Annotated in this window: 26 protein-coding genes and 3 riboswitches; of the genes, 11 read left to right on the forward strand and 15 right to left on the reverse strand. The window is 47.7% G+C overall.

The features are described 5' to 3' along the window. Positions 1–17: 17 nt before the first annotated feature. On the reverse strand, positions 18–884 hold the full coding sequence (locus ACFO5U_RS10015; protein WP_377278855.1) for an EamA family transporter: 867 nt from the start codon (positions 882–884) through the stop codon (positions 18–20). Between the two features lie 184 nt (positions 885–1,068). On the opposite strand from ACFO5U_RS10015, the gene ACFO5U_RS10020 reads away from it, so the two are divergent. Beyond that, on the forward strand, positions 1,069–1,299 hold the full coding sequence (locus ACFO5U_RS10020) for a helix-turn-helix domain-containing protein (protein WP_377278857.1): 231 nt from the start codon (positions 1,069–1,071) through the stop codon (positions 1,297–1,299). Positions 1,300–1,346: 47 nt separating this feature from the next. Here ACFO5U_RS10020 and metX read toward each other — a convergent pair whose 3' ends face one another. Together metX and ACFO5U_RS10030 are read right to left on the reverse strand one after the other, a co-directional pair. Continuing rightward, positions 1,347–2,366, reverse strand: coding sequence for a homoserine O-acetyltransferase MetX (gene metX, locus ACFO5U_RS10025; protein WP_377278859.1), 1,020 nt, complete (start codon positions 2,364–2,366; stop codon positions 1,347–1,349). A gap of 12 nt (positions 2,367–2,378) precedes the next feature. Beyond that, the gene (locus ACFO5U_RS10030; protein ID WP_377278861.1) at positions 2,379–3,668 is read right to left on the reverse strand and encodes an O-acetylhomoserine aminocarboxypropyltransferase/cysteine synthase family protein; all 1,290 of its coding nucleotides are present in this window, start codon (positions 3,666–3,668) and stop codon (positions 2,379–2,381) included. 102 nt (positions 3,669–3,770) lie between these two features. Beyond that, positions 3,771–3,886: riboswitch (SAM riboswitch) on the reverse strand. A 187-nt stretch (positions 3,887–4,073) separates the two neighbouring features. Beyond that, positions 4,074–4,186: riboswitch (SAM riboswitch) on the forward strand. 131 nt (positions 4,187–4,317) lie between these two features. Here ACFO5U_RS10030 and ACFO5U_RS10035 point away from each other — a divergent pair. From ACFO5U_RS10035 to pepT, 5 genes are all read left to right on the forward strand, one after another. Then, positions 4,318–5,349: a methionine ABC transporter ATP-binding protein gene (locus ACFO5U_RS10035; RefSeq protein WP_377278863.1), complete on the forward strand. Its 1,032-nt coding sequence runs from the start codon at positions 4,318–4,320 to the stop codon at positions 5,347–5,349. Then, positions 5,339–5,989 (forward strand): methionine ABC transporter permease, encoded by a 651-nt coding sequence (locus tag ACFO5U_RS10040; protein WP_377278865.1) that lies wholly within the window; start codon positions 5,339–5,341, stop codon positions 5,987–5,989. Before ACFO5U_RS10035 ends, ACFO5U_RS10040 begins: the two co-directional genes overlap by 11 nt. 84 nt (positions 5,990–6,073) lie before the next feature. Further along, on the forward strand, positions 6,074–6,907 hold the full coding sequence (locus ACFO5U_RS10045) for a MetQ/NlpA family ABC transporter substrate-binding protein (protein ID WP_377278867.1): 834 nt from the start codon (positions 6,074–6,076) through the stop codon (positions 6,905–6,907). Positions 6,908–6,927: 20 nt separating this feature from the next. After that, the gene (locus ACFO5U_RS10050) at positions 6,928–8,133 is read left to right on the forward strand and encodes a M20 family metallopeptidase (protein WP_377278869.1); all 1,206 of its coding nucleotides are present in this window, start codon (positions 6,928–6,930) and stop codon (positions 8,131–8,133) included. 87 nt (positions 8,134–8,220) lie between these two features. Continuing rightward, positions 8,221–9,438 carry a peptidase T gene (gene pepT / locus ACFO5U_RS10055; protein ID WP_377278871.1) on the forward strand — a complete coding sequence of 406 codons (1,218 nt, stop codon included), beginning with the start codon at positions 8,221–8,223 and terminating at the stop codon, positions 9,436–9,438. An 80-nt stretch (positions 9,439–9,518) separates the two neighbouring features. Here the strand turns inward: pepT and ACFO5U_RS10060 are convergent, their stop codons facing one another. From ACFO5U_RS10060 to ACFO5U_RS10070, 3 genes are read right to left on the reverse strand one after another with little or no spacing between them, the layout of a single operon-like run. Next, positions 9,519–10,031, reverse strand: coding sequence for a DUF4825 domain-containing protein (locus ACFO5U_RS10060; protein ID WP_377278872.1), 513 nt, complete (start codon positions 10,029–10,031; stop codon positions 9,519–9,521). A 43-nt stretch (positions 10,032–10,074) separates the two neighbouring features. Next, positions 10,075–11,019, reverse strand: coding sequence for a lipoyl synthase (gene lipA / locus ACFO5U_RS10065; protein WP_377278874.1), 945 nt, complete (start codon positions 11,017–11,019; stop codon positions 10,075–10,077). Further along, entirely contained in the window at positions 11,016–11,894 is an 879-nt protein-coding gene (locus tag ACFO5U_RS10070; RefSeq protein ID WP_377278876.1) for a lipoate--protein ligase family protein, read from the reverse strand. Before ACFO5U_RS10070 ends, lipA begins: the two co-directional genes overlap by 4 nt. Before the next feature lie 48 nt (positions 11,895–11,942). Beyond that, positions 11,943–12,049: riboswitch (TPP riboswitch) on the reverse strand. Positions 12,050–12,348: 299 nt separating this feature from the next. Here ACFO5U_RS10070 and ACFO5U_RS10075 point away from each other — a divergent pair. Beyond that, a complete protein-coding gene (locus tag ACFO5U_RS10075) occupies positions 12,349–12,579 on the forward strand; it encodes a hypothetical protein (RefSeq protein ID WP_377278878.1) in 231 nt (76 codons plus the stop codon). A 64-nt stretch (positions 12,580–12,643) separates the two neighbouring features. Next, the gene (locus ACFO5U_RS10080; RefSeq protein ID WP_377278879.1) at positions 12,644–13,066 is read left to right on the forward strand and encodes a pyridoxamine 5'-phosphate oxidase family protein; all 423 of its coding nucleotides are present in this window, start codon (positions 12,644–12,646) and stop codon (positions 13,064–13,066) included. Positions 13,067–13,095: 29 nt separating this feature from the next. On the opposite strand, the gene ACFO5U_RS10085 is transcribed toward ACFO5U_RS10080, so the two are convergent. Further along, positions 13,096–13,530 carry an RrF2 family transcriptional regulator gene (locus ACFO5U_RS10085; RefSeq protein WP_377278881.1) on the reverse strand — a complete coding sequence of 145 codons (435 nt, stop codon included), beginning with the start codon at positions 13,528–13,530 and terminating at the stop codon, positions 13,096–13,098. 215 nt (positions 13,531–13,745) lie between these two features. Between ACFO5U_RS10085 and hmpA the strand changes: the two genes are divergently transcribed. Beyond that, complete coding sequence (gene hmpA, locus ACFO5U_RS10090; protein ID WP_377278883.1) at positions 13,746–14,927, forward strand: NO-inducible flavohemoprotein; 1,182 nt, start codon at positions 13,746–13,748, stop codon at positions 14,925–14,927. Between the two features lie 121 nt (positions 14,928–15,048). Then, the gene (locus ACFO5U_RS10095) at positions 15,049–15,729 is read left to right on the forward strand and encodes a hypothetical protein (RefSeq protein ID WP_377278885.1); all 681 of its coding nucleotides are present in this window, start codon (positions 15,049–15,051) and stop codon (positions 15,727–15,729) included. Between the two features lie 29 nt (positions 15,730–15,758). On the opposite strand, the gene ACFO5U_RS10100 is transcribed toward ACFO5U_RS10095, so the two are convergent. After that, positions 15,759–16,622 carry a VLRF1 family aeRF1-type release factor gene (locus ACFO5U_RS10100; RefSeq protein ID WP_377278886.1) on the reverse strand — a complete coding sequence of 288 codons (864 nt, stop codon included), beginning with the start codon at positions 16,620–16,622 and terminating at the stop codon, positions 15,759–15,761. Between the two features lie 161 nt (positions 16,623–16,783). Between ACFO5U_RS10100 and ACFO5U_RS10105 the strand changes: the two genes are divergently transcribed. After that, positions 16,784–17,095 carry a DUF3243 domain-containing protein gene (locus ACFO5U_RS10105; RefSeq protein WP_377278888.1) on the forward strand — a complete coding sequence of 104 codons (312 nt, stop codon included), beginning with the start codon at positions 16,784–16,786 and terminating at the stop codon, positions 17,093–17,095. A gap of 35 nt (positions 17,096–17,130) precedes the next feature. On the opposite strand, the gene ACFO5U_RS10110 is transcribed toward ACFO5U_RS10105, so the two are convergent. The 7 genes from ACFO5U_RS10110 to glsA form a co-directional block, all read right to left on the reverse strand. After that, positions 17,131–18,405 (reverse strand): MDR family MFS transporter, encoded by a 1,275-nt coding sequence (locus tag ACFO5U_RS10110; protein ID WP_377278890.1) that lies wholly within the window; start codon positions 18,403–18,405, stop codon positions 17,131–17,133. A gap of 85 nt (positions 18,406–18,490) precedes the next feature. Further along, positions 18,491–20,620 (reverse strand): ATP-dependent helicase, encoded by a 2,130-nt coding sequence (locus tag ACFO5U_RS10115; protein WP_377278892.1) that lies wholly within the window; start codon positions 20,618–20,620, stop codon positions 18,491–18,493. Positions 20,621–20,697: 77 nt separating this feature from the next. Then, entirely contained in the window at positions 20,698–20,874 is a 177-nt protein-coding gene (locus tag ACFO5U_RS10120) for a hypothetical protein (protein ID WP_377278894.1), read from the reverse strand. Positions 20,875–20,893: 19 nt separating this feature from the next. Continuing rightward, a complete protein-coding gene (locus tag ACFO5U_RS10125) occupies positions 20,894–21,094 on the reverse strand; it encodes a YwbE family protein (RefSeq protein WP_377278896.1) in 201 nt (66 codons plus the stop codon). Between the two features lie 95 nt (positions 21,095–21,189). Beyond that, complete coding sequence (locus tag ACFO5U_RS10130) at positions 21,190–22,314, reverse strand: YsnF/AvaK domain-containing protein (protein ID WP_377278898.1); 1,125 nt, start codon at positions 22,312–22,314, stop codon at positions 21,190–21,192. A gap of 124 nt (positions 22,315–22,438) precedes the next feature. Next, positions 22,439–24,487 carry a catalase gene (locus ACFO5U_RS10135; RefSeq protein WP_377278900.1) on the reverse strand — a complete coding sequence of 683 codons (2,049 nt, stop codon included), beginning with the start codon at positions 24,485–24,487 and terminating at the stop codon, positions 22,439–22,441. Positions 24,488–24,642: 155 nt separating this feature from the next. Beyond that, positions 24,643–25,614 (reverse strand): glutaminase A, encoded by a 972-nt coding sequence (gene glsA, locus ACFO5U_RS10140; protein WP_377278902.1) that lies wholly within the window; start codon positions 25,612–25,614, stop codon positions 24,643–24,645. Positions 25,615–25,676 lie beyond the last annotated feature (62 nt).

The raw sequence follows: 25,676 nt of genomic DNA on the forward strand, positions 1-25,676 counted from the left end.
AAATTCTGAAGATATTCTTAAGCTTTTCCATTTTCTTTCCTAAATGCCAAAAGCGCAATGCCGCCAAGCAATAAAGCAACGCCCGTCCACGACTGTCCACTAAGTGTTTCCCCCACTACTGCCACCCCAAGAATCGATGCGGTCAATGGTTCGGCAAGCGATAAAGTAACGGCAGAAGATGAAGGAATCGTTTTCAAGCCGCTTGAAAACAATAAATAAGCTAAACTGGTCGCCGCGAGGCCCAAATAGGCGACTATCAACAAATTGCGCGGTTCCGCTAAATAGCCAGTATCCAAGAATAATAAGAAAGGCATCAACCCAACGCCGCTCAAAGAAAAGATAATAGCTACAGCCGGCACCACATCCATGACCCCCAGCACATTTTTGCTGCACATCGCATAGCCTGCGAACGATAATCCGGCAAGAAGTGCGAGCAGCACGCCGATCGGGTCGACGATATAATTATCGCGGTTCGCAAATAATAAAATACAGCCGGTAATCGCAAGAAGGGTCGACAACACCCATACCCGTTCCGGCCTGCGCTTCACGATGAGCGCTTCTAACACCCCGGAAAATGCGGGAGCACTGCCGATCGCCACGACCGTTCCGATGGCGACGCCCGTCAATTGGACAGCAGAAAAAAAGAAGGGCTGAAACAGCGCCATGCACATTGCAGAGAGCGCCACCCATAGCCACGGGATCCGTGCACCACGCAACGCCCCGGATAGCCAGACGAATAGCAGCAGCCCGAATCCTCCGATCGCAAGCCGGACGGCGCCGATTGTCAATGGATGGGCATCGCCCACGAGAAAGGTTTGTGCTGTTCCAGTTGTTCCCCACAGCATTGCTGCGAATAATACCCATATGTATGCCTTTGTTTGCATCTATTCCCACCGCTTTCCTTCTATATAAAAACTCGATTGTTAACGCTTTATTTTAGTGAGCCGTATTGATTTTTATGTAAGGATGAAATATCTTCCATTCCCATCTCTAAACATACCACGGCACACATAGTTTGAGATAGGGCACTTTTGGGATTATAATAGAAGAATAAGAGGAGGTGATCGCATGTATATGACAGTCCAGGAAACTGCCGCTTTTTTGTCGATGCCTGAAGAGCAAGTCAACCGCTATGTACTTGAAGGCCGGATTCGCGCAGTCCATGACGGGGAACAATACATGATCAACACCTCTCAGTTCGACAGCCATTTCCAACAGCTCGAACTCGCTAAGCAAGAGCTTGAGGAATGGCGCGCGACCCCTATTCCGGATGATGTGGACATCCAAGATGAAGATTGACACATCAAAAAAGATCGGAGCCATTGAGGCTTCGATCTTTTTTGTATTTACGCTAATGCGTGGCTTTTGGCATTCACCGTTTGTTTTAACTGGTTCCGTACGTGGTGAGCCCATTTGTCAAATTCCACCAAGAATCCATCATGGCCGAAATCCGTTTCGACTTGTTCCCATCTTGCACGGGGCTGTTTCTCAACCCACGGAATCATCAATTCGGCCGGATACAATAAATCGTGGCTATATGAAATCGACAAAATTTCAGACGACAGTTCCGCTTCTTCCACATCGTGTGCATTCATCGCTTTTAACAACACAAGGTAACTATTCGGATCGAAGCGGCCTGCCAGCTTGCGGCCTTGATAATCCAAATAAGACTGTACTTCAAACCCTTCGTCGCGACGCGCACGGCCAAAGCGGCCATTGAATAATTTTCCGCTGCGGTATGTCACCATGCCGGCCATGCGGGCAATTTCGAATCCTTTGAGCTGGATTTCCGGATTATACGCGCCCCCTTTGAATTCCGGATCATTTTTAATCGCTTGGATGCCAATGTGGTTGAACGCGACCCCATAATCGCAGTAATAAGGCGTCACTGCAAGCGCAATCGCCGTATCGAGAAACTCTGGATACAGCCTTGCCCATTCCAAAGTTTTCATGCCGCCCAGTGATCCGCCAATGACGGCTGCCAGATGATCGATGCCCAAAGCTTCCAGCGCCTTGCGCTCTGCTTTGACCATATCACGGATTGTCAGCTCAGGAAACGCTGCACGGTAAGGATGCCCTGTTTCGGGATTGATCGATGACGGGCCCGTCGAACCATTGCATCCGCCAAGCACATTAAAGGTAATGACTTGGAACAAGTCGGTATCCACCGCTTTGCCGGGACCGATAAGCCCTGCCCACCAGCCTGGCTGCACTGAAGTGCCGACTGCATATTGGTCGCCTGTCAATGCGTGGCAAATCAGAATCGCCGGCGCCGTTTTATTGCCGACATGCTCATATGCCAATTCCACTTCAGGTAAACTATCGTTCGATTCCAGCGTCAGCCGGCCGATGGATACTGTCGTCATTCGAATCCCTCCTTACGCGTTTGTGAGTATCGCTACTTGGATGGCTTGTTCCAAATCAGCGATCAAATCTTCGTGATTTTCCAAACCGACTGACAAACGGATCAATTCTTCTGTAACCCCGCTGTTTTTCAGTTCTTCTGCCGTCAATTGCTGGTGCGTCGTCGAAGCCGGGTGGATGATCAGCGATTTGGCATCGCCGACATTCGCCACATGAGACCACAGGTTGACTCCATCAATCACTTTACGACCGGCATCTCTTCCCCCTTTGATGCCAAAGTTGACGATCGAACCGTAGCTGTTTTTCAAGTATTTCTTCGCAAGTTCACTTGAAGGATGATCTTCGAATCCAAGGTAGTTGACCCATTCCACTTGAGGATGGTCTTTCAAATATTCCGCTACCTTTTGTGCATTGCTTGCATGGCGCGGGATGCGCAAGTGTAAAGTTTCAAGCCCCTGCAGCAGTGCATGTGCGCTGTCTGCGCTGAGAGTCGGCCCGAAATCGCGCAATAATTGAACGCGCAGTTTCGTCGCAAACGCAGCGTCCGGAACATCGATACCGAAGCGGATACCGTGGTAGGATTCATCCGGTTGTGTGTAGTTCGGGAAGCGCGGGTTGTCCCAGTTGAAGCGGCCCGCATCTACAGCGACACCGCCGATGGTCGTGCCGTGCCCTCCGATCCATTTTGTTGCCGAATGGATGACCACATCTGCACCGAATTCGATCGGGTTGCTGACGAACGGTGAAGCGAATGTGTTATCGATCAATAGCGGAATACCGTTTTCATGGCCGATTTGTGCGACGCGTTCAACATCAAATACGTTCAGGCTCGGATTTCCGATGATTTCACCGAAGAAAGCTTTTGTCTTGTCGGTAATTGCAGCACGGAAATTTTCCGGGTCGGTCGCATCGACGAACTTTGTCGTAATACCGTAGCGCGGCAATGTGTTAGCGAATAGATTATAGGTGCCTCCATATAGATTGCTATCGGCGACGATTTCATCTCCGGCTTCCGCAACGTTCAATACCGAAAATGCGATTGCTGCCATGCCCGATGATAGAGCGACTGCCGCTGTGCCGCCTTCAAGCAAGGCGACGCGCTGTTCGAATACATCTACAGTAGGGTTCATGATACGTGAGTAGATATTGCCAGTTTCTTTCAAACCGAATAAGTTTTGTGCGTGCTCTGTATCTTTAAAGACATAGGAAGTTGTTTTATGGACTGGAACTCCACGCGAACCTGTTACTTGATCTGGTTCCTGTCCGCCGTGCAATAAGAGTGTTTCGGGTTTAAAATTTGTCATTGTGAGTTCCTCCTGATTTTTTATAATTTTTGTAAAAGGTGAGGAGGACATAGAAAAGACCCTCTTCAGAAAGAAGAGGGCCGTCATATACGGATTTACCTCCTCTCATCTTTCAGCGCTGCACATGCAGTACTGTAGGATTTAGCACCTTTCCAGACGGTTGTCTGTTGGTTGCCGGGCATCGCAGGGCCTATTCCCTCCGCCACTCGTGATAAGAGTATGAAACTATTTTTTTGCTTGTGGAAAAGTATAGAGGACATAGCCGTTTAAAGTCAAGTGTATTTGTCGAAAAATTTTAACTACTATATAAGCGATATTTCCGCTAAAAGTTTTTTCACAAAGCGGTTGACATTTTCCTTATTTCGAAATAAAGTAGGAATCACGAATTGAATAGCTTACATCACTTTCTTATCCAGAGAAACCGAGGGACAGGCCCTTTGACGTTTCGGCAGCAGATTCGCAAATTCGCGAAAACTGTGCTAATTCCTGCAAATGCTCTAGCATTTGGAAGATGAGAATGAGATGGTTTCATAATTGGAGCCTTCTTTTTTCTTGTGCATAAGAAAAAAGAGGGCTCTTTTTCGTTATTTCAGGAAAGTGTTCGTTCGCATTTATTCGAATCGTTACAGGCAGCCATAGGAGGGACACCATGATTCAATTTGAAGCAGTCAAGAAAACATATGTATCCGGTAAACAGGAAGTCCATGCGCTTAATGGCATCGACTTGACCGTTGAAACCGGTGAAATTTACGGCGTCATCGGTTTTAGCGGCGCAGGGAAAAGCTCATTGATCCGGACAGTCAATTTGCTCGAACGCCCTACTTCCGGGCGTGTATTTATCCACGGAGAAGACATCTCCGCTTTAACCGCTAAAAAAATCCGAGACATCCGTAAAGATATCGGCATGATTTTCCAGCATTTTAACTTGCTCGACTCGAAAACGGTGCATCACAATATCGCGATGCCGCTGTTGCTTGCCAAAATGCCAAAAACGGAAATCGACCGCAAAGTTACAGAGCTTCTTGAATTTGTCGGACTGGCTGACCAGGCAAGAAAATACCCGGACCAATTGTCCGGCGGCCAGAAGCAGCGAATCGGCATCGCCAGAGCGCTTGCAACCAACCCTTCGATTCTTTTGTGCGACGAAGCGACTTCCGCTCTCGATCCGCAAACGACACAATCGATTTTAGACTTGCTGCGGCGCATCAATAAAGATTACAACATTACCATTTTGCTCATCACCCATGAGATGGGCGTCATCCGGGAAATTTGCGACAAAGTAGCGGTCCTTGAAGAAGGGCGCGTGATTGAGCAAGGCAGCGTCTTCGATGTTTTCACGAAACCGCAGCACGCAACGACCAAACGCTTTGTCCGCTCCGTCATGAACGATGAATTGCCCGAGTCCTTACTCGACCAAATCTATAAAAACGATCAAAAGCGTCCGATTTACCGCGTCCAGTTTACCGGCACTTCCGTCGGCCAGCCATTCATGTCGCGCGTGTCGCGGGAATTCAATCTCGATTTAAATGTCTTGTTCGGTAATATCACTGAGCTCCAAGGCATTCCTTATGGCAATTTAATCGTTGAATTCGACGGCGCTCGCGCTGAGATCGACCGTGCACTCGCTTCGATCCGCAACGACAATATCCTGGTAGAGGAGGTTCAGCAGCATGCAGGTTAATCAATCGCAAATTTTAGAAGCATTATGGGAAACACTTTATATGACCGGTGCTTCGTTTGTATTCTCACTCGTCATTGGATTGCCGCTGGGCATATTGCTCGTCGTCACTAGAAAAGGGCATCTGCTGGAAAATGAAGTGGTCTTCAACATATTGAACATTGTCATCAACATATTCCGCTCGATTCCGTTCATTATTTTGATGGTCGCAATCATCCCATTGACACGGCTCATTGTCGGCACGTCGATCGGAACTGCCGCAGCCATCGTACCTTTAGTGTTTTACGCAGGGCCATACATTGCACGACTCATAGAAAACTCGCTGCTCGAAGTCGATAAAGGCGTTATCGAAGCGGCCCAGGCAATGGGGGCATCACCAGGGCAAATCATTTTCCGCTTTCTTATTCCGGAAGCACTCAGCTCGCTTGTCCTGGCTCTGACCATAGCTATCGTCGGTTTGATCGGTGCCTCCGCTATGGCTGGTGCTATCGGCGGCGGTGGGCTCGGAGACTTGGCCATCACTTACGGCTACCAACGCTTCGACACCATGGTCATGTTCTTGACGGTTGCAATACTCGTCGTACTCGTCCAAGGTGTCCAATCACTCGGCAACTTGATGTCACGCCGTGTGCGTCGCAGTTGAACCGAAAACATCAATAACATCATTACTGAATATATTTTAATCCCTTTCTAACCATAAACTTAAAACCCACTGGAGGATTTCATTATGAAAAAAATTACAGCTCTTTTTGCAACAGCCGGCTTAGCTACTCTACTCACCGCATGCGGAGGCGACGATTCCGCCGACGGCACTACTACCGTCACACTCGGCATCAGCGGTTCGGATACAACCATTTGGGATTATGTCGGTGACAAGGCCGCTAAAGAAGGCATCGAACTCGACATCATCACGTTCTCGGATTATGTGGCACCGAACTTGGCACTTGCTGAAGGCGAACTTGACTTGAACGCCTTCCAAACGATTTCTTATTTCGATGAATTTGTCGAAGAACATAATGTCGACATCGTGCCGATCGGCTCTACCGTCATCGCACCGATGGGCTTGTACTCCGAAAAGTACGAATCGATCGATGAACTTCCGGACGGCGCACAGATTGCAATGCCGAATGAAGCGACCAATATGGGCCGCGCGTTGCTCTTGCTCGATGAAGCAGGACTCATCACCTTATCTGAAGATGCCGGTTTAACAGGAACGGCTCAAGACATCATCGACAACCCGAAAAACATTGAAATCATGCCGATGACTTCCGGCCATACCCCACGCGCCATGGCGGATGTCGAAGCATCTATCATCAATAACGGCGTCGCGATCGATGCCGGCTTGAATCCATCGGAAGACCCGATTGCACGCGAAAGCGACACTGCAAAACCGTATATCAACTTGATCGCCGCACAAGCAGGGCAAGAAGATAACGAAGCCTATCAGCGCATCGTCGAACTATACCAAGAAGAAGATACTGCTGAATTTGTCGTCGAGTACTCAAAAGGCGCGCAAATCCCTACTTTCGTTTCTGTTGAAGAGCTAGTCGATTATCAATGATCCACTAAGGAGGAAATCAAATGACCATTATTACCGAAGCACGCGAAACGATTACCGAGTCGGTTGATAATAATCGAGCCCAGTATTTGCGCATCAGCCACGCCATCCATGAAAACCCGGAAATCGGCAACGAGGAAGTGTTTGCCAGCGGATTGCTAACCGGATTGCTAGAAGAAGCGGGATTCCAAGTTGAAGAAGGCGTCGCTGGCCATCACACGGCTTTTTTCGCCAGCTTCACAAGCAATCAGCCTGGGCCGACCATCGCGTTTCTCGCTGAGTACGACGCCTTGCCTGGGATTGGGCATGCATGTGGCCATAATATTATCGGCACGACGAGCGTTGCGGCAGCCATTGCGCTGAGTAAGACCTTGGATGCCACCGGGGGGCGCGTCGTCGTTCTCGGCACCCCTGCTGAAGAAGGTGGACCGAACGGCAGCGCTAAAGGGAGCTTCGTCAAACATGGATTGCTCAAGGGAATCGACGCTGCACTCATGCTGCACCCTTCCGGAAATTCGGCTGTCACCGGCCCGTCGCTCGCTGTCGATCCGCTTAGCTTTCACTTTTACGGCAAGCCTGCACATGCTGCCGGTTCTCCAGAAAAAGGCATCAATGCGCTTGATGCCGTGCTTCAGCTCTTTAATGGCATCAATGCCCTGCGCCAGCAATTGCCTGATGATGCGCGCGTGCACGGCATCATCACACACGGGGGCGACGCACCGAACATCATTCCGGAATATGCTTCTGCCCGCTTTTATATCCGCGGAAATTCCTGGAAAAAGACGGCCGATACCGCCACTAAAATCCGTGCGATTGCACAAGGTGCCGCTCTTGCGACTGGTGCGCGCGTCGAAATCGAACGCTTTCAAAACGAAGTGAAAGATCTGGTCGTGACCCCGGCACTCGATGAAATCGTCAAAACAGAACTTGAGACATTAGGCGAAGAAGTAGCCGCATCGCGCATTTCCGGACTCGGATCCACAGATGCCGGCAACATCAGCTACGAAGTCCCGACAGCACATGGCTATATCAAAATCGGTCCTGAGAGCTTGATCGCACACACCGAAGAATTCCGTGAAGCCGCCCGATCAAAAGCCGGGAACGAAGCACTCATTAAAGGCGCCAAAGCATTGGCAAATACAGCCTACCGCTTGCTTACGGAAGCTTCACTGCTCGATGCAGTCAAACAAGCCCACCAGCAAGCTTTATCAGCTAAACAGCAAGACTGACCAAAACAGCGCTCTGGCGCTGTTTTTTCTATATATTCCGAATTTCGTGGTAAAATGAAAACATTACATATTATAGGAGGCAATAAAATGATCGAAACTTTGATCGAACGCTTGGTCCGTTATGCAAAAATCGACACACAGTCTGATTTCGAAAATGAAGCAACCCCTTCTACACCTGGTCAATGGGATCTAGTGCATGAACTGGAAAAGGAAATGAAGGCAATCGGCCTCGAAGAAGTTGAAGTGGACAAACATGGGTATTTGTTCGGCACTTTGCCAGCCACGACGGAAGAACAACGCCCCGTCATCGGATTTTTGGCGCATGTTGACACCGCTACTGATTTCACCGGTAAAGGCGTTAATCCCCAGCGCATCGACAAATACGACGGAACGGATATTGCACTCAACGACAAAGTGACGATGAAAACTGCCGATTTCCCTGCATTGCAAAATTATATCGGCCACACTTTGATTACGACGGACGGCACGACTTTGCTTGGTGCCGATAACAAAGCTGGCATTGCAGAGATCATGACAGCGATGGAATATTTAATCGAGCATCCCGAAATCGAACATGGCAAAATCCGCGTTGGCTTTACACCCGATGAAGAAATCGGGCGCGGACCGCATAAATTCGATGTTGCGCGTTTCGGTGCCGATTATGCCTATACGATGGACGGCGGTCCCATTGGCGAGCTGCAATATGAAAGCTTTAATGCAGCCAGCGCCAAACTGACCGTCCACGGAACGAGCGTGCACCCCGGTTCTGCCAAAGACAAGATGGTCAACGCCATTACCGTCGCCTCCCGCTTCCAAGCTGAAATGCCACAAGATGCCGTACCGGAAAAAACGGAAGGCTACGCAGGCTTTATCCATTTGAATAATTTCAACGGCTCTGTCGAAGAAACTGTGCTGCAATATATTATCCGGGATTTTGACAAGGAGCAGTTCGAAGCGAAAAAGCACCATATGCAGCAGGTAGCTGCCCAATTGCAGGAAGAATTCGGTGAAGAGACAATCGACCTCGACATTGCCGATCAATATTACAATATGCGCGAAAAAATCGAACCGGTCATGGAAATCGTCGATCAGGTAGAACAAGCGATGAAGTCACTCGGCATCCAAGCGGATATTATCCCGGTGCGCGGCGGGACGGACGGTTCCCAATTATCGTATATGGGCTTACCGACACCGAATATCTTTACCGGCGGTGAAAATTACCACGGCAAATTCGAATTCATCTCCGCACAAAACATGGAAAAAGCGACACAAGTGATTGTCGAAGTAGCAAAAACAGCAAAGTAACCCTTTTTCTGCAAAAATTTTCGGCTGATTCCACATCAATAAAAAACGCAGCGGCCACAAATGCCGCTGCGTTTCCTATTTTATTGCTGATTCGGTGATTTCAATAACAGTTCATCAAGCTTTTTTTCTTTCTCAAAAGACGATTTCAAGAGTTCTTTCAGTCCGTCTTCCTCATTAATTCCGGCTAATTCTACTCCGTACCATTCTTCTAATTGCTCTCTCGTCAATCGGTACTGCTTCATGTCTGACCCAGTGTCAAAGTCAAATTGAATCCAGTCCACATTGTCGATAAGCGTAAACAAATACGTAGCATTGTAGACAGCGGTTTCTTTGTGCGATAAGGAAGACTCAGACCAATCATAAGCTAGGATAATTCCATAAGGCTGTTGTTTCGTTTCAAGTTTAATTCCTGTAAAGTGTTCTGTCCCCGGCAGATGGATAACGGTATTGACGATAGCGCTGTTATTTCCTACCGATGCCCCTTCATATCGGAAGAGATCCGGTTCATCTGCCTCAGACACTGGAGTGCATGCGCTGAAAAAGAGCAGCAGAAAGGGTAATAGCAGTGCTGCTACAGCCTTCTTCTCCAACATGCTCACCACCTTCTCCCAAAAGAAATTTCCATGCACCTTCTTGTTAGAATTCGATCCGGTCAATTTTTGCCCCTGTTGATTCAACGCCTTTCATGTATTTGATGCGGCGCTGAACGGAGGTTTCGTTCACTTGCTCATCTGCATGATACGACGAACGCACCATCGGGCCGGCTTCACAATGCTTGAAGCCTTTCGCGAGTGCGATTTCTTTCAATTCGGCAAATTCATCCGGGTGGTAATAGCGTTCGACATCCAAATGCTTGAGCGTCGGCTGCAAATACTGGCCAATAGTCATGATGTCGACTTTGTGCGCCAGAAGATCGTCCATTGCTTCAATAATCTCTTCTTTCGTTTCGCCAAGCCCTACCATGATGCTCGATTTTGTTGGCACGTGAGGCGCAATTTCTTTGACGCGCAGCAATAATTCCAGCGAACGGTCATAAGTGGCTCTTGCACGGACTCGCTTCGTCAGGCGGCGAACCGTTTCGATATTATGGTTGAAAATATCCGGTTCACTGCTCATCAGCATATGCAGGCTCTCGTAATCGCCTTTCATATCGGACGGCAAAATTTCGACGGTTGTTTCCGGCATTTTCCGGTGGATGGCACGCACTGTTTCAGCAAATACCGCTGCCCCTCCATCTTTCAAGTCATCACGTGCCACCGCTGTAACGACGACATGCTTCAAGTTCATGATTTCCGTAGACTCTGCTACACGTTCTGGTTCGCCGAGGTCCAATTCATTCGGCAGGCCGGTTTTGACCGCACAGAAACGGCAAGCCCGCGTACATGTGTCGCCAAGGATCATGAAAGTGGCTGTACGCCGCTCGCTCCAACATTCGTGGATGTTCGGGCATTTAGCTTCTTCACAGACCGTATTCAAATTCTTTTCGCGCATCAATTTCTTCAAGTCATTATAAGTTTCGTTCGTGTTCAATTTCACTTTCAACCATTCGGGTTTCCGTTCACGCTGCTTTGTTTTCGTCATCGCATAAGCTCCCCTTTCTCTTCTCGCCTAAAGTTCCATTCCTCACTCGCGTACTTCATTTCAAGCATGCACACCTCTTCAAGCAGCTCCGGCGGCGGCTCAAACTTTTCCAACCTGATATTCAGTCCTGTTTCGAACCCGCTCTTAAACGCCGCCTGCACTTTGTTGAAGTCTGCCGGCTCTTCCATCAAATCGTTGATCGCCACTGCGCGACTTCGGAACGCGTTGCGCGCCCTTTCCTTTACCGCGCTATTCGGATAAACAAACAGTTCGAACAAATTCGCTTCATCAAGCGACAGCGGAATTGATCCATGCTGCAAAATGATGCCTTGCTTTCTTGTCTGGGCGCTGCCTGCCGCTTTTTTCCCCGCCACCGTCAGTTCGTGCCAAGAAGGCTCTTCAAAGCACACCGCTGAAGATTCTTTTTGGCGTTTCGTCTCTGCCGCGAGTTCTGCTTGAATCCCTAAGTTCCTGTAGCCTTCAAGCAATCCTCGTGAAATAACCAAATACGCTTCTTTCACTGATTTCGGCATGGATGGATGCTGTTCCGGAATCACTACGCTGTACGTCAGCTCGTGATCATGCAGGACGGCTTTTCCACCAGTCTGTCTCCTAACTAAAGGAATGCCTAATTTTGCTGCTGCTTCAAGATCGATGCTGCCGTTCAGTTTCTGGAAAAAGCCGACTGAAATCCCTGCCGGTGCCCAACTGTAAAATCGCAGGACGGGCGGCATGCCGGTTCTACGCTGCCAATTCATAATTGCTTCATCCATCGCCATATTGTAAGCTGGCGAGCACGGTCCTGATTCGATATAGCTCCATGTTTCTTCCAAGCGTCTCGTCTCCTCTCCGCTTATGCATACTCCCGAATCCATAAAAAAACACCGCAATCCCATGGGGAAAGCGGTGTATGCAGACAATAGGAAGCATACGCACCACTTCCCTACGCTGGCATGGTCCAGATCAGGTTCAAGGAGTCCAAGCATTCGCTCGTCTCAGCCAGTCAATTCCGGCTCCCCCAGTGGTCAGCTATGTATTATTCTCTACGAGCTTATCATTCCTTCCAAGAAATCTCAATATACAAAATAGTATTTTTTCACTTTCATCACATTTTTCACAAGTGCCCTCAGTTAAATAATTTTTTGAATAGCAAAGAAGTCAAGACAGCACTTACCTACAGAAATAAAGTCCATATACTTTTCGCTCGCTTGCCTTATTGAACCGTTCGCTTTTCGTATGCTCATTCGTTTTTCCGAGCAGACCTCAATGTTTTAAAGCATCGCGATTAAGGAATAGATAGACAAGAACGTTAAAGGAGAGGTGCTAATTATGGCAGAAAAAAACCATTTTAACGAAAAAGACCGAAAAACCCGCGATGGGGCAGCAATGGACAACCCGGAAGGTATCAAAACAGACAAAAAAACATTGAATGAAATGCACGAAGAGGAAATGAACGTCGACGCTATCCCATTGGAAGACTTGAAACAGGATATGCAAGATGAGAAAAAGCCTCGGGATACGAAAGATAGTTCATCAAGCGACGAAAAATATCCAGATTAATTTCACCGCGGAATCAAACTCCGCGATTTATTATGTAACCACCAAAAGCAAAGGAGAGATTGCAATGGCACAACAAGAACTGAAAAAAGCTGCACTCCAAATACTCGAGGACAGCATGATCGGCACATTGGCAACCATCAAAGACAATAAACCACATTCACGTTATATGACTTTTTTCAACGATGAATTCACTTTGTATACAGCTACAAGCAAACAAACACAAAAAGTGGAGGAACTAGAGAAAAATCCGAACGCCCACATCCTGCTTGGCTATGAAGGCGAAGGCGTTGGCGACAGTTTCTTAGAAATCGAAGGGCAAATGTCACTGCGCGATGACCGGGAAATGATCGATAAAGTATGGAATGAACATCTCCGCGGATGGTTTGAAGGCCCGGATGATCCAAACCTAATCATTCTAGCTATTACGCCAGCACGCGTCCGTTTGATGAACCGCAAAGGAAAAGATCCCCAAACAATTGAACTGTAAACGAAAAGCCTCCGGTATCGGAGGCTTTTTTACGTGCGCAAAAGGTCACGCAACCCTTCTTTATTAAATAGAAGATCCTGCAAAGTGTATTCGTCCAAAACGGCTAAGTATGCATTCAATGCTTTGCCCAATACTCCGCGCAATCCACAAATCGGAGAAATCGGGCATGTATTGCCTTCCGGGTTGAAGCATTCCACCAAATGGAAATCTTCTTCCATTTGGCGTACAACAGCCCCGACATTGATATTCTCAGGGCGATCCGCTAAGCGAATGCCGCCTCCGCGTCCCCGTACGGTTTCGATAAAACCAGCTTTTCCAAGTTCGAACGTCACTTTCATCAAATGATTTTTGGATATATGATAGGCATCGGATATTTCCTGGATGGTTGTCAGTTTACCATTATCTTTTGTGCCCAAGTAAATGAGCACACGCAATGAGTAATCCGTATACATCGTTAATCTCATCGTTCTCACCTTCCCTGAACATCCATTATACTCGCCGCCTTAATTTCTGAAAAGTAAACGCCTCTACACATTTCAAGCTTTTCAGGGAGAAATTCCATGTGTGACTTTTCTGTGAAAATAAATGTGTCCAAATTTTAAAGATGTATTTTAAATATATCTTTAAACCGTTCTCAGGAGTATAGTGAAACTATAGAAAACAAAAGGAGAGATTGACTATGTTATCCGAACAAACAAGAACAATCGTCAAATCCACCGCCCCTGTATTAGCTGAACACGGAAAAACCATCACGACTGTCTTTTACAGCAATATGTTCGAAGCACATCCTGAACTTTTAAATATCTTCAACCAAGCAAATCAAAAACAAGGACGCCAGCAAGCTGCACTTGCCAATACTGTTTATGCGGCTGCCGTTCATATCGATAATTTGGAAGCGATTCTCCCGGTCGTTGAACAAATCGCCCATAAGCACGTGAGCCTTGGCGTCAAAGCGGAACATTATCCAATCGTCGGAGAATATTTGCTGAAAGCAATCAAAGAAGTGCTCGGAGACGCGGCCACAGACGACATCATCAATGCATGGGCAGAAGCATACGGAGTTATCGCAGATGTCTTCATCAGCGTCGAGAATAGCATGTATGAACAAACAGCTACTCAAGAAAACGGCTGGATTTTCTTCAAAGATTTCACCATTGCCCGTAAAGTGAAAGAAAGCGACAATATCACTTCTTTCTATTTGAAACCGGCAGACGGCAAAAACGTTCCTTCCTACGATGCCGGCCAATACATCACCGTGCGGTTAGCGATTCCTGGGGAAGAATTTCTTTTCAACCGCCAATACAGTTTATCCCAAGCATCACATCCGGACGAATTCCGCATTTCAGTCAAACGCGAAGCAGACAACGACCCGAATGGACTCGTTTCCGTCTACCTGCATGAACAATTGAAAGAAGGCGACACCATCGAAGTCAGTGCGCCGGCCGGCGAATTCGTGCTCGATACCGAACGCAAAACGCCTGTCGCATTCGTCAGCGGTGGTGTCGGCATCACACCGATGATGAGCATGTTCGAAACGGTGGCCACTCAAACACCGGAACGCCACGTTTCCTTCTTGCATGCAGCGCGTAATGAAACTTTGCACGCTTTCGACAAAGACGTCCAAAAATACGTCGCCACAATGGCTAATGCGAAATACAAGACTTTGTATTCCGATGAGCCACAAGGCTATATCACACGTGAGGTATTAGAAGACATGATCGATGTGGGCGGTGAAGTATATGTTTGCGGGCCGGTTCCTTTCATGGAAAAAATGATCAGCGAACTGCACGCAATCGGTATGAATGATGAGCAGATCCACTTTGAATTCTTCGGCCCTGCTGTTGCGCTTCAAAACGTCTAATCCAAAAAAGCCTTGCTCCCAAAATGGGAGCGAGGCTTTTCTTGTGGAGTAACGATACGGAGGGATACTTGGCAGCCCGCCGTTCTTCCGGTAGCATGAGGAAAAAGAGAGGGGAATGAGAATGAACTTGCCTACCCAAGCGCTACACACACTTCAAAGCAACTCGGTCATCGTCGACCGTCCTCCTGCCCGGCCTTTTTCGGCACAACCCCAACAATTGGTCGAGCAATTAAAAGATTGGTGCCAAACCGATACCAATGGCGTCGCCGTATCCTATTTTTTCCGTCAGTTCGCGTTGTTCGCCACAGCGCAATTCAGCCTGGTCCATCAATATGGTGGCTATTTCAAAACCTCACCTGAAAACTTAAGCTTTGGCCATATGCACAATTACGGCTTGCCGCTCATCTCTTTTCATGTCGACTCGGCAGATTTTGTCCAAGTTTCAAAGGAACATCGTGAGGAAGCGTATCAGTATATTTTAATCGGCCAAACAGAGGCACTGCTTCAGCAATTGCGGTTACACGCAAAAATTTCACCCATCACTTGCTGGGAAAATGTGCTCGGCTCTCTTATTTGGTATTACGCGACCATGCAACAACACGACCCACGCCTTGTAGCTGAAGATGTGGAATGGTTGTCGGATCCCACAAACTGGCAGCCGCTCCAGATTTCTTACTGGCAAAAGCTTGTCGGCAACGTGCCGCTTGAACGTGCCGTTTCAGCGCCATTGCGAAAAACTTGCTGTTTGTACAAGGAACTACCAGTATTCGGCACATGCACGTTCTGTCCACAACCAAATTAAAAAGCTCCGGCCGAGGCCGGAGCTTTTTATCATTTCTCAAATACTTCGTGCAAAATTTTATCTGAACTATTGTTGATGAAGTTTTTATGGATGCAGCTATTTGGCTTTTTGTTGAGCACTTTCGAGAAAGACTGTGCATGTTCGGCTTCGCCGATGACATGGATCTCTTCCCAACGGCGCTCTTTTTTAAGTTTCTCAATCTTCGAGCCCATATCTTTGTAGAACCGGTCCAAGTTTTCTTTTAGACGATGGTCCAGTTCATCGACCGGGCTTCCGCCGCCGCTGCCCCCGATGACCGGGCTATTGCCTCCGGCAGCTCCCCCGCCAAGAGATCCAGCACCGCTTCGGCCCTGGATGCGTCCAGAACTTCTGACCCCTTTTTGCTCAGTCCATACTTCGAGTCCTGAATCGAAGCCGTAATACAGTTCTTCATTGACGATGCCAACGGATGTATCAAGGACCCGAATGCCTTTGAAGCTCGGCAAGATGACTCCAGCATAAGGATATGCTTTGTAAATATAACGCAATTGGTCGAGTGCAGGTTTTGTTTCCCATTGAAAATCGGTTTTGACGGAAATTTGAAGATGCTTTACCCAAAACAAATCGTCTTGCGTTGATGCAAAAATAACGACACCCTTCTGGAGGTCGCCTTGATTATCCGCTATTTCCTTTTCTACTTTCTTGCGCAGTTGTTTATACGCTTTCAATTCGTTTTCATCATTCGAAGCGGTTAAGTATTCTTCTAAGCGCTTCAAGCCGTTTTTCAGTTGAATTTTCCACGCACCATTTTGAGCTTCCGGGTCCGCTGGGTTTGTATTGAGGTATACACTCAAGACGCAACGGTCTGGACACTCAAATTTTTTCAGTTCTTGGATTTCGTCGTATAATGTCATTCAGCCATCATCCTCCTTTAATCCTTACTTGTTATCTGAATACCCCAACCTACCCCACTTAAACGAATCCCTCTCCTTTCTTTTTAAATATTCGCACGTTTAAAGCATGGATACAGTGGTAAACAGTGTATAGCAACATAAACGATGAGGAGTGAAATAACATGGAAAATATCGATAAAAAAGTAGAAGAAAAATTACAAAATACGGATAGCAAAAAGAAAGAACAGATTTTGGCTGAGTTCTCGACTTTCATCGACTATTTAGGCGACAAAGTCGCAATGGGCGAGAAAATGGGACTAAGCGAAGAGCGCATCGCACAACTCGCAACGAAAATTGCCGATTATCTGGCGAAAAAAGAAGATCCGAAAAATAGCGAAGAATATTTGCTGCAGCGCCTATGGCAAGTCGGCAACAAAGAAGAACAGCATATGCTTGCACACATGCTCGTCAAATTAGCAAAAGACCAAAACTAACCATAAAAAAGCCTGAGCTCTTTGCTCAGGCTTTTTTATATGGAATTAGCCACTCTTTTTTCATACAAATGGAACATCAGCAAATACACGAATCCGCTAAGGACCGCAAATGTCCCGAGGATGATGAACGTCCACCCAAACCCGAACCAGGCGGTCATCGGGATCGAAATCGGCGCAATCATCCGGCCGATTGTATAGCGCAGGCTAGCCGAAGCAAAATATTGCCCACGCATATTTTCAGGTGCCAGTTTGGAGACAAAGCTTTGCTGCAATCCGACAATCATCAACTCAGCGAATGTGAACACCGCCATCGCAACGACAAACATCCAAAACCAAGAACTCATCGGGAAAATCGCCATCGATAACCCAAACAATAAGGCTGAAAAGAAAAATACCCATTTCTCTGGAAATTTAGTCATCCAGCGTGTAATGACGACGGTCAATAAGGCGACCGTCAAGCCGTTTTGCGCAAGCAAAATGCCGAATGAAGTTTCCCCTGTCACCGACCATTCCCGCCCTAGCAGATCAAGGATCACTTGGCTATCGATCGTTTCCTTCAAATAAATCGGAATGACGAGATCCAGCTGCATAAAGGTCTGGGCACCCAATACCCCCGCAATAACAAATAACAAAAAGACGCGGTCTTTAAAAATGATGCCGTATTCTTTCAATTGTTTGAACACCGCGCCTCTCCAGCCGGTCACAGTTCCAGCCTGCCATTTGCCGAGCACTTCAGCAGGCAAGGTCTCATCGGTGAACAGACGCAGCACTAGGCCGAGCAGCATCGAAATGATGGCAACGCCAAGCAATAGTTCAAAACGGTAAGAGAAGAATAAGATGGCACCAAATAATGGGCCGATCACCACAGCTATATTCAAGGTTGTGTAAAAAATCGCGAACACATCGCTGCGGTGTTTTTCCGGTATGACGTCAGCAATCATCGCCTGGCTCGCCGGCCAATACAACGATCCGCACATGCTGGCCAACGTAAAAGCCATAAAGCTGAGTTCGGGTGAACTGAGCCACGGTGAGTTTGCAAAGGCAAACAAGCCAAAAGCAAAACCTTGAGCAGTAGCCGCCGACACAAGCATGCGCTTGCGGCCAAAGCGGTCCGCACAATAGCCACCGAGTAAATTGGCGGCTACGGCAAACATTTGGGAGACGATGAGCAGCAAACCGGCCGTGCCTTTTCCGAATTCTTCTGCAAAGTAAATCGCCAGGAATGGAAACACCATCCAAAAGCTTGTATTCATGAAAAACTCGCCCACAAGCCGGACTTTCAGGCTGCGGTTCCAATCCCTGATCTTCATCTTAGGTGCCTCACTTTTCCTTCATCGGTCTAATAAACCGTGAAATCATATCCATCTATTTTCATTTTCCCACATGCTGCGCGTCTCACACGAGTTCAAGCAATTGGTACTGCAGGCAAATTTCCAGCAGGAATTCTTTATGCTCTTTGGCAAACTGGATGCCGATTTTTTCTTCGTCGATTTCTGTAATTTTGCCGTTTCCAAAAACGCGGTGCCGTATCGCTGCACCTTCATGCAGTTCTTCAATAGAGCTTACTGCATCCGGATTATCCGGTATAGCGATTTTTGCTTTTGGTGCAACAAGAGTCGCAGGCTTTTGGGATTGCGCTTTTTTCATATTGGGCAGGGCGATGCGCCGGACTTCCTCGACAAAACGCGATTCGTTGTCGTAGCTGATCAACTCCAGATGGCGCTTCGCCCTGGTCATGCCGACATAGAACAGCCGCCGTGCTTCTTCCAACAAAGCTGCGTCTTCCGCATCCTCTTCTGTCGGGACAACCCCTTCTACGAGATCAATTAAGTATACCCGCTCAAATTCCAAGCCTTTGGAGCTATGCATTGTCGATAAAGTTAGCATGTCATCGGTTTTTTCAACTTTTGCTTGGTTGGTTACCGCTTCCAGCTGTTTCAGGCGTTTCGCGAAATCGGCCATCGTCGGCAACGGTTCAGCTATTTGTTCAAGCGTGCTGAGAATTTCCTGCAAATAATCGAGCTTCATGCCGAATTTTTCTGCGCGGCTCGCAAGCATCTGATCATAGCCCAAATCGCGGCGAATGGAACGGATCACTTTCAGCGGCGGCATTTCTTGCAAGGCGTCAAAAGTTTTTCGCTGTTCCCCTATAATGCGTAGCTGGTAATCCTTCAACTGGACCGTTAACGAGATTTCTTCAAACGCATGCTTAGTTGCCGGCTGCATGCGGCCAAGCTGGCGCAGTTGCGCTGCAGACCAATAGGCATTGGTTTTGGATGCGACTTTCGAGTACAAATCCACCCGCTCCGGGCGCAGGCTAAAGCGCATAAAGTTTAAAATATCCTGGACGACCCAATGACTGAAAAAACGGTTGTCAGCGTCTTTCATATAAAATGGGATGCCGAGCCGGTCCAGTTCATCCATCAGCAAGGTCGAGGAGGAATTGTTGCGGTATAGAATCGCCGTATCTCCATAGTCGTCCAGGCCTGAAAGTTCTTTCACAATGTATTTCAGCTGTGCTTCCTGCGATGCGAGACGGCGTATGACGAGCGGTTCACCATCCGGCAAATGGGTGAACATATTTTTGTCATGCCGCAGTTTATTTTTTTTGATGAACTGATTGGCAGTGGCAACAATGGTGCCGGATGAGCGGTAATTGCGCTCCATTTTCATAATGTAGGCATCCGGATACACTTCGCGGAACTTCAGTAAATAACCCGGTTCTGCGGCGCGCCAGGTATAGATCGATTGGTCGTCATCTGCGACGACGCATAAATTGCGGTGGCGTTCGACGAGCATTTCAACAATGGCATGCTGCACCATCGACGTATCCTGGCTTTCGTCGGTCATGACATAATCCCAACGCTGCTGATATTTCGATAACAGCTTTGAGTTCTTGCTGAGCGCATCTAATGCAATCGTCAGCATATCGTCAAAATCGACAAGGCGCGGTTCGTGGTTTTCCTTGAATGCTTCGTAAGTTGCGAAAATATCGATGGCATTTGGAAAAGGTTCATCGAGCTGTTTCCATTTTTTCTTCTGCAGCATCTTGTTTTTCACAAAACTGATGAATGACACCAATTCTTCCAAAAGGTCGTCTGTGATCGGCTCATTGTTCTCGGCAAGGTAAAAATCCCGCAACAAACGCTTTTTGCTCAGTCGGTTTGCATCGTTTCCTTCGATCATGATGTAATCGTCTTCCGCTAAATGCTCACGTGTAATCTGAAAGGCGAGGCTGTGGATCGTCGAAAAATCGACCGGTGAAAGCTCTGGAAAAAAGCGTTCATAACGCTCAATCATATCCTTGGCGGATGCACGGCTAAAGGTGATCGCTTTGATGCGTCTTGGCGAGATGTTTAGTTCTTCGATCAAGTAGCCGATCCGCATGATCATCGTCGTCGTCTTGCCCGACCCAGGACACGCGAGCAATAATAGCGGCCCCTGTGTTTTCGTAACAGCTTTTTTCTGTATTTTATTTAACTCGACACCGAGTTGTTGTTTTTTTCGTTCAAAAAAATCACTCATGATAGACTCCTTTATGGGTTGGCAATCTTTATCATAATAGCATAAAAGCAGGCCCTAGTTAGCGGCCTGCTTTTTACTCAAATGAAATTCTTCTCTTGCGGTTTGGCAGGATCTCCTGTTTTGCGCTGGTCTTTCCGTGCAGCTAAATCTTCATGTACCCGTTCGGCTTCATCTTGCTCTTTGCTTGTGCGGTTCTTTCCGATTCTTCGTGGATCCGCTTGCTGCAAATCCTCGTCTTTTGGCTGCTTACTCAATGCAAATCACTCCCCGCCTTTATTTACTGCTCAAGATTTCACACACACGCCCGACTTGGCCATCTTGCAGGCGCACTTTAATGCCGTGCGGATGCGTTGCTGAATTCGTCAGCAAATCCTTAACGATGCCGTGTGTCTTTTTGCCGCTGCGCTGGTCTTGCTTCAAGATGACATTCACTTCGATCCCAGGCTTTACATCGCTTCTTTTTTTCCCGTCCATATACATCCCTCCTAAGAGTCTGCCTTCATTATAATCGATTTATTTCATGCATACAAAAAAGGCGGGGGTTGCCCCCGCCTTTTGCATCTCATATCTTAGAATCTGTCACGGTTGCGGTCAGTGCGATCGGTTTCGTCTTCTTCGACAAGGTCGCCATCTTTATGAATGTCGACTTCTTCTTTACGGACTGTTTCACTCACATGTTCCGTGTCTTGGACTTTGTTTTTCCCGATGGCAATTTCTTCTGATACTACGTCTTTTTTCGATACGTTGACGCGCTCTTCGGAAACCGGAACGTGGATATCTTCGCCTTCTGTGAAGTTATGCGTGCCCGTCGTCGTTTCTTCGTTGACTGGGCGGCGCTCTACATATACTTCTTCGCGCTCAACCGGTACTTCGAGTGATTGCTCTTCTTCGACCACGTGCTTGTCTACATGAACTTCGCCCGTTTGGACGCGCTCTTTGTCGACGTGCAAGCGTTCTTCATGGAGTTGCAGGCGTTCTTCCTCTGACTCTGCGCGGCCAAGGTCGCGGTCGATGTCTTCGACTGTGCGGTTTGTGCCCGTAGAGTTAAAGTCGTTTGCTGCTGCGCGATTAGTGCCGGTTGCATTGTAATCCGACGTGCTATCGGTTCCGTCTGGGTGCGTTCCGCCAGTAGCACGATCATCTGTCCCAAGACCGAACCCTGTGCCGGAATCTCTTCCGACGCCTGCAGTGTCAGAACCTAGTGCATCGCGTTCTGTATTGTAAGCCACATCATTTTGGTCATTTGTATCGACAGTCAAACCGTCGCTTGCTACTGCAGAGTTATCGACTTTCGTCTGGCTTGTCGTGCTGTCGACATTTCCTGTAGACGTGTTGTCATAAGGAGCCTGCCCGTCGTAGTTTGCGCCGAACTCACGGTCAACGAATAGCAAAATCTTGCCGTTTTGTACATCGTTGTAATAGCGATCCGCTTCTGCGTCGTCTACTCCCATGTTAGAGAAAGCTTCGCGCGTCGGTTCGTTTCCGGAAAGGAAGCCCATAAATTTATCCATCCAGCTACCTTCAGAAGACTTATAGTCTACATCAGTGCGTCCGCGAACCATGGAGATCTGGTCTTCGTTGCGTGCCATAACGTACATGTCCTCTTCACGTGACCCTGTTGCTTTCATTTCTTCAATCTTGCTAAGCACTTCTGTTTCCGTGTCGAATGTTCCCATAAATTTATTGTTTGACATTTCGAATTCCTCCAGTTTTTTTGGATAAGATTTTTGCGTTCTAGTCTTGAAATTCCCAGTCATCTATGGTATTAAACATTTCCAGTTCAAAATGTGCCAAATTACTACTTTTTCACCATATTTTTCAAACCTCACGCGACCAGTGGCGATGCGCTGCAATTGCATCGATAAAGCTGTCTGCAAAACTCTTCATCGAATCTCCGGTCACGACTCCTGGTTCACTGGTATAGCCATTTGCCTCCAGCCATTTTTTCCCGTCATGCGTGGCACCAATCGGCTTGAAGTGCCCGAATGCTTCCGTCACATAATAAGCGGCATTTCTGGCGAATTTCTTGCTGATGTCCGGTCCTCCGACTGCATAAATTGCATCAAACAAAACAGGATCGGCAGTGGTGAACGTATGGTCGACTTTTAATTGTTTGCCATCGCCGGCATCCAATTTGCCTTGCTTGTCGCTGATGGTTTCGTATTGCAAGCCTTTCGCTTCCAATTGGTCCAGCACTTCCATAACTTCCTTGCCATTGAAATCAGGCGCAATGATCACTCCGACTTTGCGTGTTTTAGCGGATTTGACCGTATTTTCCTGGCTCAATGCCGGGGATTTCTTGCTCGTATCGGTATTGCCGGTCTCGGGTGCCTTCACGCCGATATTGGCTGCGATTTCCTGAGCCAATGTAAGGTTGACGTTCGCATACATGTCAACGACTTGTTGGCGAATCTCAATGCTGTCGCATTTGCCTAGTTCAAAGCTGAACGCTTCGACAATATGTTCTTTCTCGGGATCGCTCATGCTGTTCCAGAACATTGTCGCTTGAGAGAAATGGTCTTTAAAGCTATCGCTGCGCTTGCGCACTTTCCGGCCTTCCACTTTTTCCTGGTAATGGACGTATCCGCCATCCGCTTCACTGACGGGTGCTGGAGTGCCGTTGGTAAACGAACTCTTCTGGTAAGAAACTTTCCCTTTATTGATCGTTTGTCGGCCGTAGCCATCGCGCTGATTGTTGTGGAACGGGCAAACAGGGCGGTTGATCGGGAGTTCATGGAAGTTCGGCCCCCCGAGGCGGATCAATTGAGTATCCGTGTAAGAGAATAAACGTCCTTGAAGAAGCGGGTCATTCGAGAAATCGATGCCTGGTACGACATGTCCCGGGTGGAATGCCACCTGCTCGGTTTCCGCAAAGACATTGTCAACGTTGCGGTTCAAGGTCATCTTGCCCACGATGTGAATCGGGATTTCTTCTTGCGGCCACATTTTTGTCGCGTCGAGCAAGTCAAAGTCGAACTTATGCTCATCTTCTTCTGCAACGATTTGGACGCCCAGTTCATATTCTGGATAGTCGCCGCTTTCGATTGCCTCGTGCAAATCTGCCCGGTGGAAGTCCGGGTTTTTACCATTTATTTTCTGCGCTTCGTCCCACACTAGGGAATGCACGCCAAGTGTCGATTTCCAATTGAATTTCACGAAATGCGATTTACCTTCCGCATTGACAAAACGGAATGCATGGACGCCAAAACCATCCATCGTCCGGAAACTGCGCGGAATTGCCCGGTCGGACATTGTCCACATCACCATATGGGCGGCTTCCTGATTGTTTACGACAAAATCCCAAAATGTGTCATGGGCGGTCGCTGCTTGCGGGATTTCATTATGTGGTTCCGGTTTGATGGCGTGGACCAAATCCGGAAACTTGATGGCATCTTGGATAAAGAACACAGGGATATTGTTCCCGACTAGGTCATAATTGCCTTCTTCTGTATAGAACTTGGTCGAGAAGCCTCGCGCATCGCGCACTGTTTCTGCTGAGCCGCGGGAACCCGCTACAGTAGAAAAGCGGACGAACACAGGCGTTTTCTTGCCTTTTTTAGACAAGAACTTCGCTTTCGTCAAATGTTCCAAAGAATCATAAGCTTCAAATTCGCCATGAGCTGCAAATCCACGTGCATGGACAACGCGTTCCGGGATGCGTTCATGGTCGAAATGGGTCATTTTTTCGCGAAAATGGAAGTCTTCCAGCAAAGTAGGCCCGCGCTCTCCTGCTTTTAAAGAAAACTCGTCCTCCGACAATTTAAGCCCTTGATTGGTCGTCAATTCGGTGCCGTTGTCGTCGCTGCGGAATTGCTCCAATTGTTCGTTCTTGCTGTTCTCATCGACTTTCTTGTTATCTTTCGACATCGTCTCACTCCTCTTTCTAGTTTCTTACATTATTCCTTCTCTACCCCTTCAATCAACTTAGAAACAAATTAATAGAAAAATCATAAAAAACGCGAAAAAAGGCCTTGCAATGTGCGGATGTCATTGCAAGACCTTTGGCTAGTTTCAATTTGGACTCAGAAAATACTTAAATCCCATTCTTTTGAAATTTGGCGCAGCATCATCGTGCCTGCCGCACTATTTCCTTGCACATCAATTGCCGGACCGTAAACGCCAATGCCGGCACCTGCGCGGAATTCATACGTTTGCGAATGCAGCTTTGGCGGAACGGCTCCCATTATACCGCCTGACACTCCGCTTTTTGCGGGGATGCCGACGTGCGCTGCGAAGTTGCCGGACGAGTTGTACATGCCGCATGTCACCATCAAAACTTTCGTCACTTGCGCGATTTCTTCGGAAAAATGCTTCACCTTCGTAATCGGATTATAGCCATCATAGGCGAGGATCAGCCCGAGCAGTGCCAAATCCTTCACAGATACTTTAATGGAACACTGGCTGATATAAATGTCGAGCGCTTCTTCTACTTCAAGTTCAAGGAATTTCGCTTCTTTTAGATAATAGGCAAGAGCACGGTTGCGGTGGGACGTCGCCCATTCCGAGTCGTATACCTCTTTGTCGATTTCAAGCGGATGCCCGAGAAGCTCTTCGAGAAAACCTTTTAAATAGGCAAACTTTTTTTGTGCATTCTGCCCAGGCAGCAAGGAGGAAATCGTGATCGCTCCTGCATTGATAAAAGGGTTGAACGGTTTGTTCGGCCGGTGTATCTCAAAAGGTACAATAGAGTTGAATGCTTCTCCCGTTGGTTCCACGTCCACACGTTCGAGCACAAACTCCAATCCGTAATGATGGCTAAGCGCTACGAATGTCAGTGCTTTGGAGATGCTTTGCAACGTAAATTCCACATCCGTATCGCCAGCACAATAATAATTGCCGTCTTCATCAATCATGCAAATTCCGAGTTTGCCCGGGTCGACTTTCCCTAAAGCTGGAATATACTGGGCGGTCGTACCGAGTACGGCATGTCCTTTATTATCGTTTACCCAAGCTTCAAGCTGCTCTGTAATGCGTAAGTTTTTTTGCACTGCCATCCCTCCTTCAGTTCATTTTCATTAATCATGACTGAAGCATAACATTCTTGTCAAAGCATGCG

The organism is Planococcus dechangensis (assembly GCF_042654465.1).
GTDB lineage: Bacteria > Bacillota > Bacilli > Bacillales_A > Planococcaceae > Planococcus > Planococcus dechangensis.

Bases quoted from the DNA above. Each gene is read 5' to 3' on its own strand.
- ACFO5U_RS10070 (WP_377278876.1), bottom strand. From the start codon at position 11,894: ATGGATTCGGGAGTATGCATAAGCGGAGAGGAGACGAGACGCTTGGAA.
- ACFO5U_RS10080 (WP_377278879.1), top strand. From the start codon at position 12,644: ATGGCACAACAAGAACTGAAAAAAGCTGCACTCCAAATACTCGAGGAC.
- metX (WP_377278859.1), bottom strand. From the start codon at position 2,366: ATGACGACAGTATCCATCGGCCGGCTGACGCTGGAATCGAACGATAGT.
- ACFO5U_RS10110 (WP_377278890.1), bottom strand. From the start codon at position 18,405: ATGAAGATCAGGGATTGGAACCGCAGCCTGAAAGTCCGGCTTGTGGGC.
- ACFO5U_RS10075 (WP_377278878.1), top strand. From the start codon at position 12,349: ATGGCAGAAAAAAACCATTTTAACGAAAAAGACCGAAAAACCCGCGAT.
- ACFO5U_RS10040 (WP_377278865.1), top strand. From the start codon at position 5,339: ATGCAGGTTAATCAATCGCAAATTTTAGAAGCATTATGGGAAACACTT.
- pepT (WP_377278871.1), top strand. From the start codon at position 8,221: ATGATCGAAACTTTGATCGAACGCTTGGTCCGTTATGCAAAAATCGAC.
- ACFO5U_RS10020 (WP_377278857.1), top strand. From the start codon at position 1,069: ATGTATATGACAGTCCAGGAAACTGCCGCTTTTTTGTCGATGCCTGAA.
- ACFO5U_RS10050 (WP_377278869.1), top strand. From the start codon at position 6,928: ATGACCATTATTACCGAAGCACGCGAAACGATTACCGAGTCGGTTGAT.
- ACFO5U_RS10130 (WP_377278898.1), bottom strand. From the start codon at position 22,314: ATGTCAAACAATAAATTTATGGGAACATTCGACACGGAAACAGAAGTG.
- ACFO5U_RS10125 (WP_377278896.1), bottom strand. From the start codon at position 21,094: ATGGACGGGAAAAAAAGAAGCGATGTAAAGCCTGGGATCGAAGTGAAT.
- ACFO5U_RS10035 (WP_377278863.1), top strand. From the start codon at position 4,318: ATGATTCAATTTGAAGCAGTCAAGAAAACATATGTATCCGGTAAACAG.
- ACFO5U_RS10030 (WP_377278861.1), bottom strand. From the start codon at position 3,668: ATGACAAATTTTAAACCCGAAACACTCTTATTGCACGGCGGACAGGAA.
- glsA (WP_377278902.1), bottom strand. From the start codon at position 25,614: ATGGCAGTGCAAAAAAACTTACGCATTACAGAGCAGCTTGAAGCTTGG.
- ACFO5U_RS10095 (WP_377278885.1), top strand. From the start codon at position 15,049: ATGAACTTGCCTACCCAAGCGCTACACACACTTCAAAGCAACTCGGTC.
- hmpA (WP_377278883.1), top strand. From the start codon at position 13,746: ATGTTATCCGAACAAACAAGAACAATCGTCAAATCCACCGCCCCTGTA.
- ACFO5U_RS10115 (WP_377278892.1), bottom strand. From the start codon at position 20,620: ATGAGTGATTTTTTTGAACGAAAAAAACAACAACTCGGTGTCGAGTTA.
- ACFO5U_RS10105 (WP_377278888.1), top strand. From the start codon at position 16,784: ATGGAAAATATCGATAAAAAAGTAGAAGAAAAATTACAAAATACGGAT.
- ACFO5U_RS10135 (WP_377278900.1), bottom strand. From the start codon at position 24,487: ATGTCGAAAGATAACAAGAAAGTCGATGAGAACAGCAAGAACGAACAA.
- ACFO5U_RS10100 (WP_377278886.1), bottom strand. From the start codon at position 16,622: ATGACATTATACGACGAAATCCAAGAACTGAAAAAATTTGAGTGTCCA.
- ACFO5U_RS10060 (WP_377278872.1), bottom strand. From the start codon at position 10,031: ATGTTGGAGAAGAAGGCTGTAGCAGCACTGCTATTACCCTTTCTGCTG.
- ACFO5U_RS10015 (WP_377278855.1), bottom strand. From the start codon at position 884: ATGCAAACAAAGGCATACATATGGGTATTATTCGCAGCAATGCTGTGG.
- ACFO5U_RS10045 (WP_377278867.1), top strand. From the start codon at position 6,074: ATGAAAAAAATTACAGCTCTTTTTGCAACAGCCGGCTTAGCTACTCTA.
- ACFO5U_RS10085 (WP_377278881.1), bottom strand. From the start codon at position 13,530: ATGAGATTAACGATGTATACGGATTACTCATTGCGTGTGCTCATTTAC.
- lipA (WP_377278874.1), bottom strand. From the start codon at position 11,019: ATGACGAAAACAAAGCAGCGTGAACGGAAACCCGAATGGTTGAAAGTG.